The organism is Atlanticothrix silvestris CENA357, from assembly GCF_016056295.1.
Taxonomy (GTDB): Bacteria; Cyanobacteriota; Cyanobacteriia; order Cyanobacteriales; family Nostocaceae; genus Atlanticothrix; species Atlanticothrix silvestris.
Window position 1 is genome coordinate 56570 of sequence record NZ_JAECZB010000004.1, and the last position, 18577, is coordinate 75146.

At 41.4% G+C, this 18577-nt stretch carries 18 protein-coding genes and 1 pseudogene; 2 read left to right on the forward strand and 17 right to left on the reverse strand.

Annotated features, from left to right (window positions below; all coding sequences use genetic code 11):
• Window positions 1-163: 163 nt before the first annotated feature.
• The 3 genes from I8751_RS03380 to I8751_RS30015 all read right to left on the reverse strand — a co-directional run bounded on the left by I8751_RS03380 (window position 164) and on the right by I8751_RS30015 (window position 1607).
• Window positions 164-490: a YbjQ family protein gene (locus I8751_RS03380; protein WP_214437751.1), complete on the reverse strand. Its 327-nt coding sequence runs from the start codon at window positions 488-490 to the stop codon at window positions 164-166.
• Window positions 491-754: 264 nt separating this feature from the next.
• Window positions 755-1363, reverse strand: a complete 609-nt coding sequence (locus I8751_RS03385) for a Uma2 family endonuclease (protein ID WP_214437752.1) — start codon at window positions 1361-1363, stop codon at window positions 755-757.
• Between the two features lie 115 nt (window positions 1364-1478).
• On the reverse strand, window positions 1479-1607 hold the full coding sequence (locus I8751_RS30015) for a PIN domain-containing protein (protein ID WP_263973478.1): 129 nt from the start codon (window positions 1605-1607) through the stop codon (window positions 1479-1481).
• 477 nt (window positions 1608-2084) lie between these two features.
• Between I8751_RS30015 and I8751_RS03390 the strand changes: the two genes are divergently transcribed.
• Together I8751_RS03390 and I8751_RS03395 are read left to right on the forward strand one after the other, a co-directional pair.
• Window positions 2085-2285: a hypothetical protein gene (locus I8751_RS03390; RefSeq protein ID WP_225893927.1), complete on the forward strand. Its 201-nt coding sequence runs from the start codon at window positions 2085-2087 to the stop codon at window positions 2283-2285.
• Window positions 2285-2464 (forward strand): type II toxin-antitoxin system RelE family toxin, encoded by a 180-nt coding sequence (locus I8751_RS03395; protein ID WP_225893928.1) that lies wholly within the window; start codon window positions 2285-2287, stop codon window positions 2462-2464. The genes I8751_RS03390 and I8751_RS03395 overlap by 1 nt, the downstream gene beginning before the upstream one ends.
• Before the next feature lie 237 nt (window positions 2465-2701).
• Here I8751_RS03395 and I8751_RS03400 read toward each other — a convergent pair whose 3' ends face one another.
• The 14 genes and pseudogenes from I8751_RS03400 to I8751_RS03460 all read right to left on the reverse strand — a co-directional run bounded on the left by I8751_RS03400 (window position 2702) and on the right by I8751_RS03460 (window position 17745).
• Window positions 2702-3232: a Uma2 family endonuclease gene (locus I8751_RS03400; RefSeq protein WP_214437754.1), complete on the reverse strand. Its 531-nt coding sequence runs from the start codon at window positions 3230-3232 to the stop codon at window positions 2702-2704.
• A 10-nt stretch (window positions 3233-3242) separates the two neighbouring features.
• Window positions 3243-5240, reverse strand: coding sequence for an excinuclease ABC subunit UvrB (gene uvrB / locus I8751_RS03405; RefSeq protein ID WP_214437755.1), 1998 nt, complete (start codon window positions 5238-5240; stop codon window positions 3243-3245).
• 386 nt (window positions 5241-5626) lie between these two features.
• Entirely contained in the window at window positions 5627-6799 is a 1173-nt protein-coding gene (gene moeB, locus I8751_RS03410) for a molybdopterin-synthase adenylyltransferase MoeB (protein WP_214437756.1), read from the reverse strand.
• A gap of 77 nt (window positions 6800-6876) precedes the next feature.
• Window positions 6877-7329, reverse strand: a complete 453-nt coding sequence (locus tag I8751_RS03415; protein ID WP_214437757.1) for a Mov34/MPN/PAD-1 family protein — start codon at window positions 7327-7329, stop codon at window positions 6877-6879.
• Window positions 7330-7382: 53 nt separating this feature from the next.
• Window positions 7383-7451 (reverse strand): annotated as a pseudogene (locus I8751_RS30210) (GxxExxY protein); the annotation flags it as partial.
• Entirely contained in the window at window positions 7432-7836 is a 405-nt protein-coding gene (locus I8751_RS03420; RefSeq protein ID WP_318780289.1) for a GxxExxY protein, read from the reverse strand. The pseudogene I8751_RS30210 and the gene I8751_RS03420, both read right to left, overlap by 20 nt.
• On the reverse strand, window positions 7833-8549 hold the full coding sequence (locus I8751_RS03425) for a carbonic anhydrase (RefSeq protein ID WP_214437758.1): 717 nt from the start codon (window positions 8547-8549) through the stop codon (window positions 7833-7835). Before I8751_RS03425 ends, I8751_RS03420 begins: the two co-directional genes overlap by 4 nt.
• A gap of 128 nt (window positions 8550-8677) precedes the next feature.
• On the reverse strand, window positions 8678-9421 hold the full coding sequence (locus tag I8751_RS03430; protein WP_214437759.1) for an ABC transporter ATP-binding protein: 744 nt from the start codon (window positions 9419-9421) through the stop codon (window positions 8678-8680).
• Window positions 9422-9599: 178 nt separating this feature from the next.
• Window positions 9600-9953 (reverse strand): DUF5615 family PIN-like protein, encoded by a 354-nt coding sequence (locus I8751_RS03435; protein WP_214437760.1) that lies wholly within the window; start codon window positions 9951-9953, stop codon window positions 9600-9602.
• Between the two features lie 6 nt (window positions 9954-9959).
• Window positions 9960-10292 carry a DUF433 domain-containing protein gene (locus tag I8751_RS03440; RefSeq protein WP_214437761.1) on the reverse strand — a complete coding sequence of 111 codons (333 nt, stop codon included), beginning with the start codon at window positions 10290-10292 and terminating at the stop codon, window positions 9960-9962.
• A 67-nt stretch (window positions 10293-10359) separates the two neighbouring features.
• A complete protein-coding gene (locus I8751_RS03445) occupies window positions 10360-10710 on the reverse strand; it encodes a hypothetical protein (RefSeq protein WP_214437762.1) in 351 nt (116 codons plus the stop codon).
• A gap of 246 nt (window positions 10711-10956) precedes the next feature.
• Window positions 10957-11478 (reverse strand): MAPEG family protein, encoded by a 522-nt coding sequence (locus tag I8751_RS03450; protein ID WP_214437763.1) that lies wholly within the window; start codon window positions 11476-11478, stop codon window positions 10957-10959.
• A gap of 110 nt (window positions 11479-11588) precedes the next feature.
• The gene (locus tag I8751_RS30575; RefSeq protein WP_214437764.1) at window positions 11589-15614 is read right to left on the reverse strand and encodes a DUF4912 domain-containing protein; all 4026 of its coding nucleotides are present in this window, start codon (window positions 15612-15614) and stop codon (window positions 11589-11591) included.
• Window positions 15615-16059: 445 nt separating this feature from the next.
• Complete coding sequence (locus I8751_RS03460) at window positions 16060-17745, reverse strand: S-layer homology domain-containing protein (RefSeq protein ID WP_214437765.1); 1686 nt, start codon at window positions 17743-17745, stop codon at window positions 16060-16062.
• Between the last annotated feature and the right edge of the window lie 832 nt (window positions 17746-18577).

The window sequence follows — 18577 nt, forward strand, 5'->3', positions numbered from 1 at the left end:
TATTTCTCTTAATTGTGATTTTAAATATATCTATAAACTTCATAAATATTTTTTCTTTTCAATTTAGATTGAAGCCTTGGCAATGGGTAATTATGACAACTTCATTACCCATTAACCATTATCAAAAAATTTAAAGCAAATCTATGAGCATGAAATGAAAATACTAACGCATTTTCACCGCAGTACCTGTAGCGGTAATTAACATCAGAACTCCTGACTGGTCAACATTGATTGTGCCAGTATCAATTTCAATTCCAATTACAGCGTTAGCACCTAAACGCTGTGCCCGTTGTTCTAATTCTGCTAAGGCTTTCTGTTGGCCCTGCTCAAATAGGCGCTCATAGCTACCGGTGCGCCCACCAATAACATCCCGGATACCAGCTAAAAAATCCCGCAGAAAATTGCTACCATAGACGACTTCCGCCGTCACAATGCCTAAATATGACTCAATAACTGCACCTTGAATGACATCAGTTGTAGTTAAAATCATCGATTAGCCTCGTAAATAGTACATCAAATTCAAAAATGTTGAATTCTCTCACCTTCAACAATAATAACCATGAATAAATTTACATGCTGAGGTGCTAATATTTCAATAATTTATCTCATAGGCGCTTAATGCGATCGCGCAATTTTGCGGCTTCTTTCATCTAAATAAAAATAAAATCGTGTTATCAATTACCTATTTTTGAAGTACTTGTGAGCAGTCTGAAAAGCCTAACGCTCCTAATCGGCTGCTGCCGTTTTACCGCGTCTACGCATCTTCATCGGTGGTTTCAGTTTCAAACTGCACTTGTCGGTACAAATCTGCAATAGCTATTTCTACATCTACCGATTCCAGTGGCAATATTTCATCGAAATTATACTCCGACAGCACCCATTTTTCCTGTTCGTTGCGCCGAAATACTTCCACTCCCGGTTGATCTACTTGTACTAAGACATATTCTTGCAAGGTTAGAGATTGGCGATATCTAGCAAACTTTTTCCCCCTATCGGCTGCTTCAGTTGAAGGTGATAACACTTCAATAATTAAGCAGGGAAATTGTACTAGTTGTAGATCGGTATCACGATCGTCGCAAGTCACCACCACATCTGGATAAAAATACTTTTGCCCCGGTTCTACCTGAACCTTCACATCTACAATGTATACTTCACTGGAGCGTAGGCGTAGCCCGTCGTAGACATCGCCCAAGGCATCATCTAGAAGTTTAAAGAAATTTCCAGAAACCCGATTATGGTTGCGTGTAGCACCACTCATCATCACAACTTCGCCATCCCAATACTCGTAGCGTTCCTCTTGTGTAGGTTCCCAAACCAGATATTCTTCTGCACTCATCAAAATGTTGTCGGGTAAAGCAACCATCGTAGCGATCGGGGAATGAGTTACTTTTCTAGGATAGCGAAAAAAGAGCCTTCTCTTTTGGTATGACTATTCCCACATCCTCTGAACAAAATAAGCATCGAATTTTTTATCCATGCTAATAATAATTGATGCTGAGATAAACAATATCTGCGGTATTGATCATTATTTTCAGATTATCTGGAAGGCTGGAGTCATTTTCAGTTAGCCAGATAGAGGCATGAGTATCTAAAAGGAAAGCACTCATTCCATATATTCCTGAAAGACTTCGAGAGGTTCATCAAAGTCATTAGGTAAAGGTAACAGGACTTACGCAAAAATTACCAAAAAGCTTAATCTATCGAACCGCCAAGACACCAAGAACGCCAAGAATTCGTAGAGTATGCGTAAGTTCTCAGAATCGCTATTCAGCAGATTATTGATCGTCTTTGAGCGACAGAATAAGGCTCCATTCAACCAAATGATCATCAGTGACAGTGGCTTTCTCACATCGACTACAACCTAGCATTGATTTGACGCTGACGATCGCCTCCTAGATTTTTCGCAATAACTCCCGAATAGCGATGTCTACGACGGGCTACGCCTACGCACAATCACCAAAAGCTAAAGTTGAAATTGTCACATCTTCTGTTATGCCGCCGCGATCGCCGCAATATGCCACAATAGCAAGTAAAACAGTAAGAGTCGTTCTCACTAACCATCATCCCCTATGCAAGTCAAAGATATGACCATCGAAGAACTCAAACTTCTGATTCAAGAAACTGTTGCCGAAACGATTCAATCTCTAATGCTTGATCCTGATGAAGGCAAACAAATAAAGCCAGAAGTGAAACAGCAACTACTCGACTCTCTACAACGTACTCAATCTGGAGAACGTGGAATCCCTGCTGAGGAAGTAGCAAAAAACCTGGGATTGTCCTGGTAATGAGCTACGAGATCGAATTTAAATCAGAGGCGACTATCGGGTTTGAAACTCTCGCCTCAACTATTCAAGAGCGCATCCTGCGTAAAATTCGCTGGTTGTCTGAGAACTTTGAGGACTTAACCCCTCAACCTTTGAGTGCTGATTTAAGCGGTTTGTTCAAACTCAGAATTGGTGACTAACGGGTTATTTATTCCTTTGATACTGAAGCACAACTCATCACAATTTATAAAGTTGGGCATCGCCGTGATATTTACAATTAACAATCGGTCAACAGTGTCTCATAAATTACACTCCAATTGAAGACTAAGTAGATTCACGTCAACGTCCCGGCATTTTACTCGTAGATGCTTTGTGGCGATCGCCTCCTAGATTTTTCGCAATAATTCCTGAATTGCGATGTCTACGACGGGCTACGCCTACGCACAATCACCAAAAGCTAAAGGTGAAATTGTCACATCCTCTGCAAGTATGCTTTCACTGTGATATCCGTCTGGACTAGGGAGACAATACATATATAATTTGCGTCCATTGACATCTAAAATCCAGTACTCAATAATACCTGATTTAGCATAGATGTTCGCTTTTACTTCTCGATCATATTTGAGACTAGAATCAGCTATTTCAATCAGTAAAAATACTTCGGAAGCATTGGGATGATGGTCGTCATAATCTAATAAGTTGGGCTTTACTACTGAAATATCTGGTTCTGGTTCTGAGTAATCATCAAGTTGCACTGGTGATTGGATTCTTAATAAAACTTTGTCACCCAGGCGTTGACGTAATAGCCGTTCTGTGCGGGTAATGGCTGATTCGTGAGCAGTTCCTTTTGCTGACATTCTAACGATTTGTCCGGCTATTAATTCTAAGCGTTCTTCAGGATGAAAAATTCCCGTTTCCGCCATTTGGTGATATTCTTTGACATTAATTAGGCGAATATTGGTGAGCATAAGATTCACGTTAACGTCCTAATAATTTATCTCGTAGATGTTTAATACGATCGCGCAATTTTGCGGCTTCTTCAAATTTTAGTTTTTTGGCAGATTCTTTCATCTGTTCTTCGAGCTTGGCAATTAAATCTGGAATCTGTTCTAACGGCAATTCATCTATATGTTCATCTACAACTTTTAAATCAGTTGCATTTAACCGCCGCGAAACGTCTAAAAACGACAAAATCGCATTACTTGATTTTCTGATAATTGGTTGTGGTGTAATTCCATGCAATTGGTTATATGCTCTTTGGATACCACGCCGCCTGTCAGTTTCATCAATGGCTTTAATCATGCTGTCAGTGAGATTGTCAGCATACATAATTGCTTGTCCTCGGACGTGACGCGCGGCTCTACCAATAGTTTGAATTAAGGAACGCTCGGCACGCAAAAATCCTTCTTTATCTGCATCTAAAATTGCTACTAAAGAAACTTCCGGCAAATCTAAACCTTCCCGTAGCAAATTCACCCCAACCAACACATCAAATTTGCCCTCGCGTAAATCTTGCAAAATTTCAATGCGCTCAATTGAATTTATCTCCGAATGCAGATATCGCACCCGAATACTATGGTCTTGCAGATATTCAGTTAAATCTTCCGCCATGCGCTTAGTTAATGTGGTAATTAGCACTCGTTCATGGAGGTCAACTCTGTCTTTGATTTCTCCTAATAAATCATCAATTTGTCCTTCTGTAGGACGCACAGAAATTTCTGGATCAATGACTCCAGTGGGTCGAATGACTTGCTCAACTATATGATCTTCAGAAACTTCTAACTCCCAATTTCCTGGTGTAGCGGAAACAAAAATACACTGGTTCACCTTTTGCCAAAATTCTTCTGCTTGCAAAGGACGGTTATCAGCAGCACTGGGAAGCCGAAATCCATGCTCAATTAAAACTTTTTTCCTCGCTTGGTCGCCGTTGTACATGCCGCGAATTTGTGGCACAGTAACGTGAGATTCATCGATTACCAACAGCCAATCTTTAGGAAAATAATCAATTAAACACTCTGGTGGTTCCCCAGCTTTGCGTCCTGCTAGATGACGGGAATAATTTTCGACACCGTTGCAGTAACCAACCTCACGCAACATTTCTAAGTCATAGCGTGTTCGTTGATCTATGCGTTGCGCCTCTAATAATTTTCCAGCTTCCTCTAAATCGGCTTTTTGTTGTTTTAATTCTGCCGCAATGTCATCACAAGCTACCTCTAATCGTTCTTCTGGAGTGACGAAGTGACGCGCCGGATAGATATTTACTGCTTCTAAACTTTTGATAATTTCACCAGTCACCGGGTCAATATAACGAATCGCGTCAATTTCATCGCCAAAAAATTCCACACGAATAATTCTGTCTTCATAAGCTGGGCCAATTTCTAAGACATCACCCCGGACGCGAAACTTTCCTCGACCCATTTCTATATCGTTGCGGCTGTACTGCACTGATGCCAAATCGCGTAAAATCTGGCGTTGATTGACTTCCATACCTATTTGCAGGGGGATGGCAGCTTTAAGATATTCTGAAGGTATTCCCAAACCGTAAATGCAACTGATGGAAGCAACGACAATCACATCACGACGCTCAAAAAGCGATCGCGTCGCTGAATGTCGCAACATATCGATTTCATCATTAATCGAAGCTGTTTTTTCAATATAAGTATCGCTAACCGGAATATACGCTTCTGGTTGATAGTAATCGTAATAACTGACAAAATACTCAACTGCGTTGTTGGGAAAGAAATCCCGCAACTCATTACACAACTGGGCTGCCAGAGTTTTGTTATGAGCTAAGACTAAGGTTGGCTTACCAATTTTCTCGATGACTGCGGCTACAGAAAACGTCTTACCTGTTCCCGTCGCTCCTAGTAAAGTTTGGTAGCGGCTGCCAGATTGGATACTAGTAGTAAGTTGAGCGATCGCTTGTGGTTGATCGCCTGTGGGAGCGAAGGGAGCTTGAAGATAAAAATTTGTCATAAAGTTTTATTAGAAATAGAAATACCCTATCTCATGGTAACGATCCCATCCGTTCTTTGTAGACGGCGATTTATCGCGTCTGGTGCCTTAACCGTGGGAAGCAGAGGGCAACTTCTTGTGTGAATGCAGTACACCATAATACAGGGTAAGGGCACACCATTGCTGTGCCCTTACGAAGGTTTGTATTTAACGCAAGCGAGAACGCTATAAACTCCCTGGCAATATTTACCTCAGACTTAGAAACAGCTTTAGCAGGTTTATTTTTAATAGCTTGAAACCCCAAAGTTTTCTTTACAGCTGTCTTCAGGTAGCCAGTAGGGTGCGTTATGCGATCGCGTTAACACACCTTACTAAAGACTTCGGCAGGTCGTCCGCATTACGTTAAATTAATATTCGGGAACCGAAGGATCGACTTCTCGACTCCAAGCGGTAATTCCGCCTTTAACATTAGTGCCAACAATACCCGCTTCTTTGAGGATGCTGAGGGCTTTGGCAGAACGTCCGCCCAACTTACAATGAGCTATTAAGCGATGACCATTTAATATTTCCTTTACCTTGGCAACACCTTCTCCGTTTTCAATATCGGGTAAGGGGATCAAAACTGAACCAGGAATCTTGGCAATTTCGTACTCATGAGGGTTGCGGACATCTAGCAGGACAAAATCTTTGGCATCGCTATCTAGCAATTCCTTCAATTCTTTGACAGTCATTTCTGCTATTTCCATCTGCTGTTTTGCCTCCTCTGCTTTAGCTTGTGGGATACCGCAAAATTGTTCGTAGTCTATCAGTTTTTCAATAACTGGGCGGATGGGGTTGGGACGCAGTTTTAATTCCCGGAATTTCATTTGTAAGGCATCATATAACAGTAATCGCCCACTCAGGGTATTGCCCTGTTTCATAACGATTTTGACTGTTTCTGTAGCTTGGATGAGTCCAATAATTCCCGGTAAAATTCCTAGTACACCACCTTCTGCACAAGATGGCACCATTCCTGGTGGTGGTGGTTCTGGGTACAAGTCACGATAGTTCGGCCCGCCTTCGTAGTTAAATACTGTAGCTTGCCCTTCAAAACGGAAAATCGAACCGTAAACGTTGGGCTTGTCTAGTAACACGCAGGCATCGTTAACTAAATACCGGGTGGGGAAATTATCAGTACCATCTACGATGACATCGTAGGGCTTAATTATATCCAAGGCATTTTCGGAACTCAGACGAGTTTCGTACAGATCAACCTGACAATAGGGGTTAATCTCATGAATGCGGTGTTTTGCTGATTCAATCTTGGGTTTACCTACCCAGGATGTACCATGAATTACTTGGCGTTGCAGGTTGGAAGTATCGACTACATCAAAATCAACAATACCAATGCGTCCGATACCTGCTGCTGCCAGATATAACAGCAGTGGTGAACCTAGTCCACCTGTACCAATACATAGTACACTGGCAGCCTTGAGGCGTTTTTGCCCCTCCAGTCCAACTTCTGGCAAAATTAAGTGGCGGGAGTAGCGTTCGTAATCGTCTTTGGTCAACTGGATTTCATCCAGATTGGGGTTGAGCATAGCAGTTTTTATGGGTCAGCGCGGAGTATTAATCGTATCGAAAAACGATAACTGTATTGATAATTTTTGGGAAGTTGTTAAATAATATTTTCAATTAACTCTGGTTGGAACTGATGATGATCATCAAGACTCCAGCTTTGAATATCATTAGCTTTACCATTTTGAACGGAAACTATTATATATGAATATTCTTGCCAAGCATATATGCGATCGCATTCTGAGGGTATAGCAGGATGATCGGGATGGGAGTGATAGATGCCGATGATATTTAATGAGTTATCCCGTGCTTTTTTTTGTATTTGTAACATGACTTGGGGCGCGATCGCATATCGCTGTTCTTGATTATGTAATTCACCTGGAAAGTTTGCTGCCTCTTGAATCCAAGCATTTTCTGTTGGTATGACTTCTACAACTGTTTTGCTGGTGCTATCTAGGTAGCCTAGTATTATACCACAGCATTCCTCTGGGTATGTTTTTTCGGCATGGGTGTGGATGGTTTGTAAGTGTTCGCTTAGAAGTTGGAGAATCATGGAGGATTTTTAACCGCCGATAAACGCCGATAAACGCCGATAAATACTGATGGTTAGAAATTTCGTGCGATACGTTTAATTTCTACTTTAGGATTAGCAAAGTTAATGAGTAGGCAGATAGTGAAACCTGTGGCTTTTAGGTAGTTGAGACACTGGGCAAAATGGTGTTCGTCTAAAGGTTTTAACTGCTTTTATTTCTACCAACACGCGTCCTTCAACTAGTAAGTCGGCAAAGAATTGCCCAACTACAATTCCGTCATATTTTACTTCTATTCCATACTGTTGTTCCGCCAATAATCCAGTTTTTCGCAATTCATAAACCAAAGCATTCTCATAAACCTTCTCCACAAAACCACAACCCATAACATTTCCAACTGTAAACGCACAACCAATCACTTTTTCCGTGATCCTATCCATCTCCCATCGGCGTTTATCAGCACGGCAGTTGCTATAAGTCGGCGGAGCCGCCCAACGCACTGCCTTGTCCATCGGCGGTTCCTTTATCATGTAATCATAGAAACTTTCCCAGTGTCAGTATCATAACAAGCACCAACAATTTTAAGTTTGCCCTCGTACAGCAATTTCGCCAAAATAGTGGAATTTTCTAGCAATTTTCCCTTTTGATATTGAATGTTGGCAATTACCGCATCATCAGATGATTTTATCTTTGCCAAAGCAAGTTTAATACTCTCAACAACATAGCCAATTCTGCCAGGAAGAAGTTCATTTTTGAGCGCCCCTGCGACAGCACCACATTTTTTATGACCCAAAACTACAATTAATGGCGTACCTAATACGGCTGTAGTGTATTCCAAACTACCTATAACCATGTCGCTGGCGACATTACCAGCGACTCGAACAATAAATAAATCCCCTAGTCCTTGATCGAAAACAAGTTCTGGAGGTACTCTAGAATCTGCACAACCTAATACCGCTGCAAAAGGATATTGTGCTTTGGCAACTAATTGCAGATGTTTCAGTGATTGATGAGGATATTGAGGTTGTTGATGGATGAATCTTTGATTACCATCCAGCAAAAGTTTTAAAGCTTGATCAGCATTGACTGGATTAGGGTTGGCTGGATTAACATCAGCGATCGCAGTTTTTTGTGTACCCCCAATCAGACTACCAACTAAGGCATTCGCCGCAATGGCAAAACCTCCTGTACCCGCTAACTTAAAGAAATCACGACGGCCGATAAATCCATTAATTCGAGTCATTAATCTACCTGACAACAGTTGAGTTGTTGACCGGAAGATACCAGACTCAATTAAGATACAAGAGTAGGCTTTAACACGGTTTAAGAGTCATTTAAGCTTCTGGGAATTAATTAGTCTGTTTGTACCTTTTAATGAGCTTTACCTGCACCTAAATACAGTTCGCCTACTTTAGGATCATTCAACAATTGTTGACCAGGCCCTGAGATTGCATCACGTCCTGACTCCAGCACATAACCGCGATCAGCCATTTCCAAGGCTTTACGGGCGTTTTGTTCTACTAAAACGATCGCTGTCCCCCCTTGGTTAATTTGTTTAATTTGCTCAAATACTTGCGTTACTAGAATGGGAGATAAAGCCGCAGAAGGTTCATCTAATAGCAACAAACTCGGTTCTAACATCAAAGCTTTGCCCATCGCTAACATCTGACGTTCACCTCCGGATAAAGTACCAGCACGTTGACGGCGGCGATCGCTTAGTCTAGGAAACATGGTAAATATTTGATCTTTGAGGGGTTTGAGAGGAACGTTACGCACAAAAGCTCCCATTTCTAAGTTTTCTTCCACACTGAGTGAGGGAAAGACATTAGCAATTTGCGGTACGTAGCACATTCCCCGCTGAACGATTTGGTTAGACCTAAGTCCAGCAATATTTTCGCCCTTAAAAGTAATTGTGCCTGTATGGGGAGTCAAAAGTCCAAAAATGGTTTTAGCCAAGGTGGATTTACCAGCACCGTTGGGGCCAATCACTGTCACCAATTCCCCTAGCTCAACCCGAAAATTTACTCCTTGTAAAATATCTACGTCTTTAATATATCCGGCATGAACGTTGTGAACTTCTAATAGTGGAGCAGAATTATTTGCTGAAGCTGACATAATGTTTTTGTATGGCAGGAAACAGGGAACAGGCTTGACTCTTCTTTACGAGACGCTATGCGTTGCTTGCTTACCCCTAGAGGTACGGCTACACTCAGCGTTGAAAGTCTTTTGTTGCCTGGGTTTTATAATCAGTTTATGTCCTAAACGACTGGACTTTAGACTACAGTCCAGTCACTTATTGTAGTAGGAGAAACCTTACTTGTCCTTTCCACTCCTTGTCAAGACTGCACTTAGCAATCAAGATAACTTCTTCTATTGTTAACCCCACAGTGACACTACGACTTACTTCAAACAATCCAGGCATAGATAATTCTGCTTGGATGCGTTCGTATGCAAAGGTTATCATCGTGGTAACATCGTGAGGCAGAACAATTCTTTCTTCCTGTGCTGCCCATGCTAAAACGGTTGGGTCATCTGCTCCCGACAAGCCTACATCTTGAACACGCACAATATCAATATCTGGACTTTGGCGAAGAACACCTCGCACAATTTGGTTGTTAAAATTTTCATCAGCTAGGAACCGAACCATTTAGGATTACCTAGATTGATTTCGTCTGGCAAGTAGGCGATCGCGTATTCCAAGCGGGTCAAAACGTTGCTCAGCCTCTTGCCGAATTATGACTGATTGACGTTGACGTTCTGCTAGATAGGTATGAATCTCAGCCCGGTGTCTAAGGTAATAACCGATAACTAAGTAGATATCTGATAGCTGTAGTGATGGATACTGCTCCCCTATTTCTTCTGGCGTGCATCCCTCAAGAAAAGCAGTCACAACGGTATCTAGCGTGACGCGAGTTTTAGCAACTCTTACAATGCCGTGGGCATCAATTTCTATCGGTGCAGGTTCAAGAGCAATTGCTAAAGACATAGACTTCATTAGATTTCTAATTCATTCAATAGTAGCAAACACCTAATTGCTTGATCGATAGAAATGGTTATGGTCGTCCCCACTCAATATCTCGGATCAGGTGCTTTTCATTTTCTGTGCAAACAATAACAGTAACTGCCTCAGCCTCTCCATCACAGGCAATTGAGGTATACGCCCAACCAATATCTTGAGGTTGTTTGCCTGGCCAATCAGTCATGACTGCGTCGACATGAATATAATCAGGCGGCGTACTAAAATATTCAATCATTTTTCCATAAGTGTCTTGTAGTAATGATGGTGGCCAATCTTCACATATTGATGAAGAGAGAAGTTGATAAGCCTCTTCAAATTTTCCATTTGCCAGCGCAGTCGCAAATTCTAGAGCGACTTTTCCATATGGTGTTTTGTAGTCTTCCATACTCACTCCTAGCTTTTAGTGCTGCATAACAACTAATGTAAGCAAACGGAGATAATATATCGTCGTCAATTTATTGGGGCGAGGTCAAAAAAACCTAAAGTGGTAAAACTTGCTAGAGGTAGGTTGGAAACATAGTATATTCGTTTGATATTTTCTAAGACGCATACGTAATTAAGCCTTTAGTCTCACCTCTCCAGTTAGTTTTGCCGTTCTAGAAAAAACTACGGTTTTCAAGATAGACACGGTTTAACTTGAATTTGCAATCAAATTGACAACTCCATAATAAATACAAGCTATGCTACCAAATACGTAGACAAACCAGGTGAGAAAAAAACCGAATGCTCTTCCTGGAGAAGGCCCGTAGGTTTTTATTAAACCCCATGCATGAGCAATCCTAGCGGCACTAAGACTACTTCCCAAGAGCCATAATAGCCATGTTTGTGCTTGCATTAACTCTAGCGCCAGCACAAACAATAATGCATGAGGTACGTATTCAGCAAAATTGCCATGAGCGCGAACCTTTCTTTGTAGTAGCCCATCATCATGGGCTTGCATTTTTACAAATTTCTGAGTTGATTGCTCAACCATAGATGCCCAAGGACTAGGATTTGCTAAGGGATCAGGTTGTGCTGCTACATCTTCTTTTGATTCACCATGCCAAACTCTTGTTTTTACTCTTTCAAATGCGGCAATGTATGAGAGAAAAAAAGCGATAAGACCATTAATCCCAATAAAAATAGTTGAAATAGGAACACTATTTTCAATCATTTTGATTTTTCACCAAAACTTACAATACTGATTGGCGTTATTAATTTTTTTGTAGTTACTGCCATTTTCCAGCCTGCGGGGCTGTTGTCTTACAAAGCCCCGCATAAAAACTAACCCTCTGGAGTTTCCTGGAAGAACTTTTTATGAATGGTTTTAGTTTGCTCCCCATTAGCGTTAGCTGCTGTAATCAGATACTCAATTAAGTTGTCTGAGAAGGGGATACGCAGGTGAAAAGTACCATCCGATTTGAGTGTGAGGGGATTACCTGCAATAGTTACAGTTGCACCTGGCTCTGTTGCGCCGTGAATAATTAACTCAGCATCAGCCACAAACCAGAAATCTCCATGAGGACGACTGAAGACACGGACAGTAGTTGAAGTGGCTATTGTTACCCAGCCATCGTCATCGGTGACATAGCCAAGTTCCGTGATGTAGTCATGATCACTAATAGGAATAGCCACGTAGCGATCGTGTGTTGCTTCTTCACACTCATACTGCTGCACTAGGGTAGGGCTTTGATAACTCAAGTCAATGTCAGTCACATCATACAGTCGCAGCGCTAGTTGTGAAATGTTGGCATCCCGCAATGCTTGCTTTTGAGTTTCAGAAATTTGCCACGAGACATAAGCCCATTTAGGAGTGCGAGGTGTAAGGACAATAATGCTTTGCTCATCTGTATTAATTGAGTTAAAAGCTGTTGTGTCTCTTACTAAAGCATTCTCCACTGTAGGATCTTGAGTCTCTTCAGGGGGCAGACTAAATACACGCACAATATTTGAAGTTGCTAGTGTTACCCAGTTATTGCCATCAGTGACATAACCAAGTTCAGCAATGTAGTCGCGATCGCTTGTGGGAATAGCTACGTAACGGTCATCTGTGAATTGCTCACACTCATACTGCTGGACTAGGATAGGACTTTGATAACTCAAGTCAATGTCAGTCACATCATACAACCGCAGTGCTAATTGCAAACCAGCATCTTGCAATACTTGTTTGTGAGTTTCTGAGACATCCCAAGATACACCAGCCCAATCAGCAGCTTGGGGGCTGAGAATAATACTGCTTTCTGCGTCTGCTTGCAATTCTTCAAAAGCTGCTACACCTCCGATGAAAGTATTCTCCACAGTAGCATCAGTATCTTTAATCTCTTCAGGGGGGAGACTGAAGATGCGAACAATATCTGAAGTTGCTAATATTACCCAGTGATTGTCATCAGCAACATAACCCAATTCAATCATGTAATTGCGATCGCTTGTGGGAATAGGTACAGAGCGACCGTCTGTAAATTCCTCGCATTCATACTGCTGCACTAGGGTAGGACTTTGATAACTCAAGTCAATGTCAGTCACATCATACAGCCGCAGTGCTAATCGCAAGCCAGCATCCCGCAGTGCTTGTTTGTGAGTTTCCGATACACGCCACGACGCATCAGCCCACTCAAAAGTTCTGGGTGTCAGAATAATACTGCTTTCGGTATCTGCGTGCAGTCCGTTAAAAACTGTTGCACCTCCTATAAAAGCATTCTCCGCCGTAGTATCTTTAATCTCTTCAGGGGGGAGACTGAAGATGCGAACAATATCTGAAGTTGCTAATATTACCCAGTGATTGCCCTCCGAAACATAACCCAATTCAGTCATGTAATTGCGATCGCTTGTGGGAATAGGTACAGAACGACCGTCTATAAATTCCTCACATTCATACTGATGCACTAGGGTAGGACTTTGATAACTCAAGTCAATGTCAGTCACATCATAAAGCCGCAGTGCTAATCGCAAACCAGCATCCCGCAATGCTTGTTTGTGAGTTTCCGAAACACGCCACGACGCATCAGCCCATTCAAAAGTTCTGGGTGTCAAAATAATACTACTTTCTGTATCTGCGCGCAGTAAGTTAAAAGCGCTCTCGCTCCCTGTTGGTATATTTTCATTGGGATGAGTTGGTGTCTGCGCCTCAGATGCAGTGATATCCTGAATCCCATAAATAGTAGCCCACGCCCCAATTCCTACTCCTGTTAAAGCTGCACCGTTGACAAAATCTGCTAAGCCGCTTTGAGTAAAACCTTCTGTATTTTCTGGCAAGTTAGAGATTGTTTCGTTGTTGGTAAGTTCAGCTTCGTCTGCTACTCCGTTCAATGTCTCTTCAGGAATGTCTGGGAATTCAGGAAGTGAGGTTGTGACTTCTTCTTTTGGCCATTCCCCATCGGCTATTAATTCGCTTGTTTCATCTGAAGATTGCTCAATCGTAGGACTAATTTCTTCAGAAACTACTGGCAAAGTGTCTGGTTCATCAGAAGTTACATTTGAAAATACCTCTGTTGGCCATTCTAAATCGGATATTATTTCGTAAGGTGCGTTTAAGTCTTGTTCAGCAGGAGTACTAGCTTCTGGAGTGTCAATAGTCACTTTAATCGTAGACCAGACACTCCCCCCTGTGCCTGCTACAGTTGCACTTTCAGTTGCACTAATATCTTCTAGCCACTTTGATTCGGCTGGAGGTTGTTCTGTTGTTAAGTCTTCAGCGGCTGGAATTTCCTCATTTTCCTCATTAGATACCACTTGCGGAGTATCTGTAACTTCCGGTGTAGATAACTCTACATTCGGTGGAGGTGTAATAGAGGAAACATCTGAAATTGTGGGATATGAAGTATTTACAACAGCTGCTGGCGCTTCGATATCCCAAGGAGATTCATCAAGATCATAAGGAGTTATCCCCGCATAATTACTTAAATTAGCAGTTTCTTTAGTTCCTTGATTATCTAAACTTTCGTTAGCAACTGTAGACCCAATCGCTGCTCCAACGCCTGCTGCCAAAACAGTGCTTCCATTTGAGGTGATGTTTTCTTCTGTGTAGGATACAACTGGGGTTGCGCTTTCACTGAAGTTTGAGTTAGTTGGAATTTCCTCTGTTTCGACAGGAGCAGGAGCAACGCTTGTATTATCAGTAGGTGTAGGAGAATTGGGAGTTGGTTCTGGGATTTGATTTGTTTCTCCAGCGCCAGATGGACTACTTCTGAGCAGCCATGCTGCCAATCCACCCATTACAGCCAAAGGCAACAATAACCACCAAATTGGTATTTGTCCCTTGGCGATTGGATTATTGGCCGCAGGAGACACAACAGCTTGCTGGTCAGTGGGTGTAATTTCAGCGTTTGGTGTAGCAGTAGCCCCAGGCGTAGCCTCTGTAATAGGCGTACTCGTTGCCCCAGGTGTAGCCTCTGCACTAGGGGTAGAATTGGCAGTGGCGATCGCATTTGCTTCAGCGGCTCTTGCTTCTTCTATAGCCTGTTTCCCTGGTTGTGCTAGTGTAAAGCCAAGAAAACTAGCTATAGCTGGGCTAGGATCTTTCTTGTAAACATAAACTAATGGCTGTGAAAAGGGATATTTGGGATTGTCTGGCAAGGTTTGATGTAGCCGAAGCACCCGCACATCTGGCAGTTTCGACACCTGATTAGCTAGTGCATAGCTAATGCCATCTTTGCCCAATTGTTTAACAATTTCCGCGGTGTTATCTTCTGTTAATTGAGTCGCATTAGAACCAGTGGCGAATTTAGCAGCTCTAAAAACTGGGTAGTTACTCAGCGCTTCACGGATACCGCTTGTTGTTGGGCGATCAATTAGCCGAATTTCACCCTTAGATCCTCCCAATTGTGACCAGTTTGTAATTCTCCCCCGAAAAATCCTCGCAAATTGCCTATCGGTCAAGCTTCCCTTGAAAGGATTTTCTTGACCAACGATAATTGCAATCTTTTCTCGGTACAAGCGGACTTGCTCTAAACCTTGTGCTTTTTCTTCTGGAGTCAAGCCACGACCAATTGCTGCCACATCAATTGTTCCATCTAGCAAAGCTTTGAGTGCAGCATCAGTGCCATTAGCCGCAACTTCCACTTTCGTGCCACCAAACTGTTTTTCAAAACTTTGTTTTAGGCTTTGGTTGATTGTAGCCAAGCTATTTGAACCATCAATCCGCACCGTAGTTCCATTCTCCACTGTTTGTGGCAGTGCAAAAGAGGGAGTCTCAGTAGGAGATTGTGATAGTACTGGTGCCGACATGAAGAGATTTGCTGCCATAGGGGTAGTAGCTAAGGCAAGCAATAATACCAGACTGACTATCTTACTTTCTTTTTTTATTGTTGCCACATACACTCCTTATTAAAGGTACAGAAAGCCGGCCAACCCTAAACTTTATTTTTTTATGAAGAAGTAGACGCGCTAATTATACATCCGGTGTTAACTTTCTTTTAAGTTACTGGATATACTTATGTGAATATATACTGCGTCTTACTCTATCTTGTCCCTGGTCAATAGTCATCCCCTGTTTATTTTTTTTAAAGTATGATACTAGCTCTTTTAGACTTTTCAAGTTGATGAATAAAATTCCTTTTTTTTGTGTCTTTGTGGCCTAAGAGTAGTGTATTTGACTAAATAAATTTAGACATTCGTGTATGTCGCACACACAACAAAACAAGAAAATTCCATTTTCAACTAAAAACTTTCAACTAAAAACCCCCGATACAGCACTAGCTTGTCGGGGGAGAAAATACTACGTCTTTAAATTGTTGAGATCTCTGTCTAAATTGAAGTTCTAAAAGTTGTAGCCAATTCCTAGTAACAGACCGACATCAGTTTCATCCATGAAAGCTGCATTGACAGCACCGTTGATTGTAAAGCGGCTACCTAAAGGAACATCTACACCGCCAGTCAGCAGGAAGCCTAGATTAGCGTCGTCATTAGTTTCAATAGCTACGCCAGCCCCTATGTAAGGAGATACGGGAAATGTTTGTTCACCTAAGGAATCTACTGAGCGTGGGGCAAAATCAAAGGTGAGAGGAACTAGAATCAGTGTATTATCTCCAAAAACTGCTGATGGTCGTGCTGAGATAGTACGTGTCAACCCAATTTTGCTGATCACTGCAATATTAGTTTCACTGAGAGCTGTATCACCAGCCAAGCCAATATTACCAGCAGCGCCGATATAGCTAGAGCCACCACGAGTAGTTCTACCTGGTGTAACACCATCAGGAGTAGTTCCCTGTTGTGGTTGCTGAGCGTTCAGGTTAGGTGGTACAAGAACTTGGTTAATTGGATAGATGACACCATTGCTGGCTTGAACACCTGACTGAATAACTTTGGCATCGTTGACCGAAATTTGATTGGTAGCACTATCTACTTTAATATTTACAGGTGAGTCCTCAAAGGTTTTTACTTCTCCACCTGAAAGTTGGCTAGCAGTTAGTTCACCAGGAATGACGTGATATCTCAAGATCTTAATTAATAGCTCTCTGTTCTCAGGTTGTTGTAACTGCTCTAGAGTACTAGGTGGTAAAGCAGCAAATGCTTCATTGGTGGGAGCAAATACTGTGTAGGGGCCTGGTTGTTGCAGAATCTCTGTTATACCTGCTGTCTTTAATAAAGAACTCAGGGTTGAAAAAGAGGTACTAGATGCAGCAAGGGCAACAATATCGTTAGTAGCTTGAGTGCCGCCGCCAGCAACTATATAATTACTAGCCGCAAGATTGCTTGCAATGGGTTGTACCTGTCCTTGTCTGACCAAAGCTTGATACAAAATTGCTGCTGCTTCGGCACGAGTTAGTGGTACTTGCGGATTAAGTTGATTTACGTTGGGGTAGTTGACGACAATATTAGCTCGTGTTGCTGCTGCCACATTATTAACAGCATAGTTGGGGATTGCTGAGGAGTCTGTGTAGTAGGTAGTGAGAATATTTGATGCATCCTCGTTAGTAGTCAAACCCAAGCCACTTGTTAAAGCAACGATCGCCTGAACTTTAGGAATTTGCTGGTTTGGCTGAAACACGTCGCCCGGATAGCCTGACAAAAATCCAGTTTCGTAAGCTTCTTGAATTGCAGAGGCAGCCCAGTAATTACTTGGCACATCGCTAAATCCGCCTGCACTTAATTGCCGTACTGGGTTTTGATTAAAGGCTTTTTGGATCAAAGCGGCAAATTCAGCACGAGTTAAAGATTGGTTCGGCTTAAATGTGCCATCAGGAAAACCAGTAATAATGTTTCTGGAAGCTAGGGCTTGGATAAAAGGAAGTGCCCAGTAATCAGAACTAACATCAGTAAAGTTCGAAGTTGTAGCTGGAGTTTGAGTTGGGGTTGTAGTTGGAGTTTGAACTGGAGTTGTAGTTGGTTCTGGAGTTTGAGCTGAAGCGAGATTAGCGATCGCTATGGGAGACACTGTAGCTGCTGTCAGTCCCAAAGCTAGCAAAGTTGTTTTTGCTAACGACCATTGAAATAAACTACCCATGTAAATATCCTCTCAGAAAAATTTGATTAGTTGCTCAACTAAAGTGATTGACTATTAAAGGAAATTGCGCTCAGTCAGGTTAAATAGTGTAAACATAAATGTCTACATATTTTTTGGTTCACCTGGAAATCAAAAGTATAAGTTTCGTTTGGTTAGTTCTTGCTTGAAAATAATAGTTATTACTCACATAATTGTTCACTCCTGCGTTAATATACATGGTTTTATTGGTTGCCCTGTCTTAAATTAATAAGCAAGAAATTAGCCATTTCTTCATAGTTTTCATAGTTTCTGAATCAAGCAAATATGATTGGATTTGATCATAATGACATTTATTTAAAATTCAAGAGAAGAAACGATTTAAGTGGATATCAATGATATTTTCAAATTTTTATGATAGTTACACAACTAGCTAAAGATCAAAATCACAAAAAAAACTTTCAATCTTTAGATAGATGAACAGATAGTAAATGAAAAAATCAAGCTTAAGTTTTTCCACCTCTTTAATTAAAACTTTACAACTTTTTAGCGAAATTCATATCTCATACAATTATTGGTTATGAATTGGCTCATATTTTAGTTTTAATCCTCCTAGTAGTAATTTTGATTAATAGCTCATCATCTATTTAATCTTCAACTTAATAATTCAAGTCTCAGATTGCGCTTATTTCATCGCATTTGTTAAATAGTAGAACAATTTATAAAATCACTTTTCATTTTACATTGAAATTGTAGTAATTTTGCAATCCTACCTAAGATAGAGTTTTGTTAAAATATATGTTATTTATTTTTTATATGTAGAGAAAATAAACTTCTATCAAATTTTCAGATTACT

Excerpts from the sequence above, each read along its gene's own strand:
- I8751_RS03380 (WP_214437751.1), bottom strand. The coding sequence starts at position 490 with ATGATTTTAACTACAACTGATGTCATTCAAGGTGCAGTTATTGAGTCA.
- I8751_RS03385 (WP_214437752.1), bottom strand. The coding sequence starts at position 1,363 with ATGGTTGCTTTACCCGACAACATTTTGATGAGTGCAGAAGAATATCTG.
- I8751_RS30015 (WP_263973478.1), bottom strand. The coding sequence starts at position 1,607 with ATGAGTGCTTTCCTTTTAGATACTCATGCCTCTATCTGGCTAACTGAA.
- I8751_RS03390 (WP_225893927.1), top strand. The coding sequence starts at position 2,085 with ATGACCATCGAAGAACTCAAACTTCTGATTCAAGAAACTGTTGCCGAA.
- I8751_RS03395 (WP_225893928.1), top strand. The coding sequence starts at position 2,285 with ATGAGCTACGAGATCGAATTTAAATCAGAGGCGACTATCGGGTTTGAA.
- I8751_RS03400 (WP_214437754.1), bottom strand. The coding sequence starts at position 3,232 with ATGCTCACCAATATTCGCCTAATTAATGTCAAAGAATATCACCAAATG.
- uvrB (WP_214437755.1), bottom strand. The coding sequence starts at position 5,240 with ATGACAAATTTTTATCTTCAAGCTCCCTTCGCTCCCACAGGCGATCAA.
- moeB (WP_214437756.1), bottom strand. The coding sequence starts at position 6,799 with ATGCTCAACCCCAATCTGGATGAAATCCAGTTGACCAAAGACGATTAC.
- I8751_RS03415 (WP_214437757.1), bottom strand. The coding sequence starts at position 7,329 with ATGATTCTCCAACTTCTAAGCGAACACTTACAAACCATCCACACCCAT.
- I8751_RS03420 (WP_318780289.1), bottom strand. The coding sequence starts at position 7,836 with ATGATAAAGGAACCGCCGATGGACAAGGCAGTGCGTTGGGCGGCTCCG.
- I8751_RS03425 (WP_214437758.1), bottom strand. The coding sequence starts at position 8,549 with ATGACTCGAATTAATGGATTTATCGGCCGTCGTGATTTCTTTAAGTTA.
- I8751_RS03430 (WP_214437759.1), bottom strand. The coding sequence starts at position 9,421 with ATGTCAGCTTCAGCAAATAATTCTGCTCCACTATTAGAAGTTCACAAC.
- I8751_RS03435 (WP_214437760.1), bottom strand. The coding sequence starts at position 9,953 with ATGGTTCGGTTCCTAGCTGATGAAAATTTTAACAACCAAATTGTGCGA.
- I8751_RS03440 (WP_214437761.1), bottom strand. The coding sequence starts at position 10,292 with ATGTCTTTAGCAATTGCTCTTGAACCTGCACCGATAGAAATTGATGCC.
- I8751_RS03445 (WP_214437762.1), bottom strand. The coding sequence starts at position 10,710 with ATGGAAGACTACAAAACACCATATGGAAAAGTCGCTCTAGAATTTGCG.
- I8751_RS03450 (WP_214437763.1), bottom strand. The coding sequence starts at position 11,478 with ATGATTGAAAATAGTGTTCCTATTTCAACTATTTTTATTGGGATTAAT.
- I8751_RS03460 (WP_214437765.1), bottom strand. The coding sequence starts at position 17,745 with ATGGGTAGTTTATTTCAATGGTCGTTAGCAAAAACAACTTTGCTAGCT.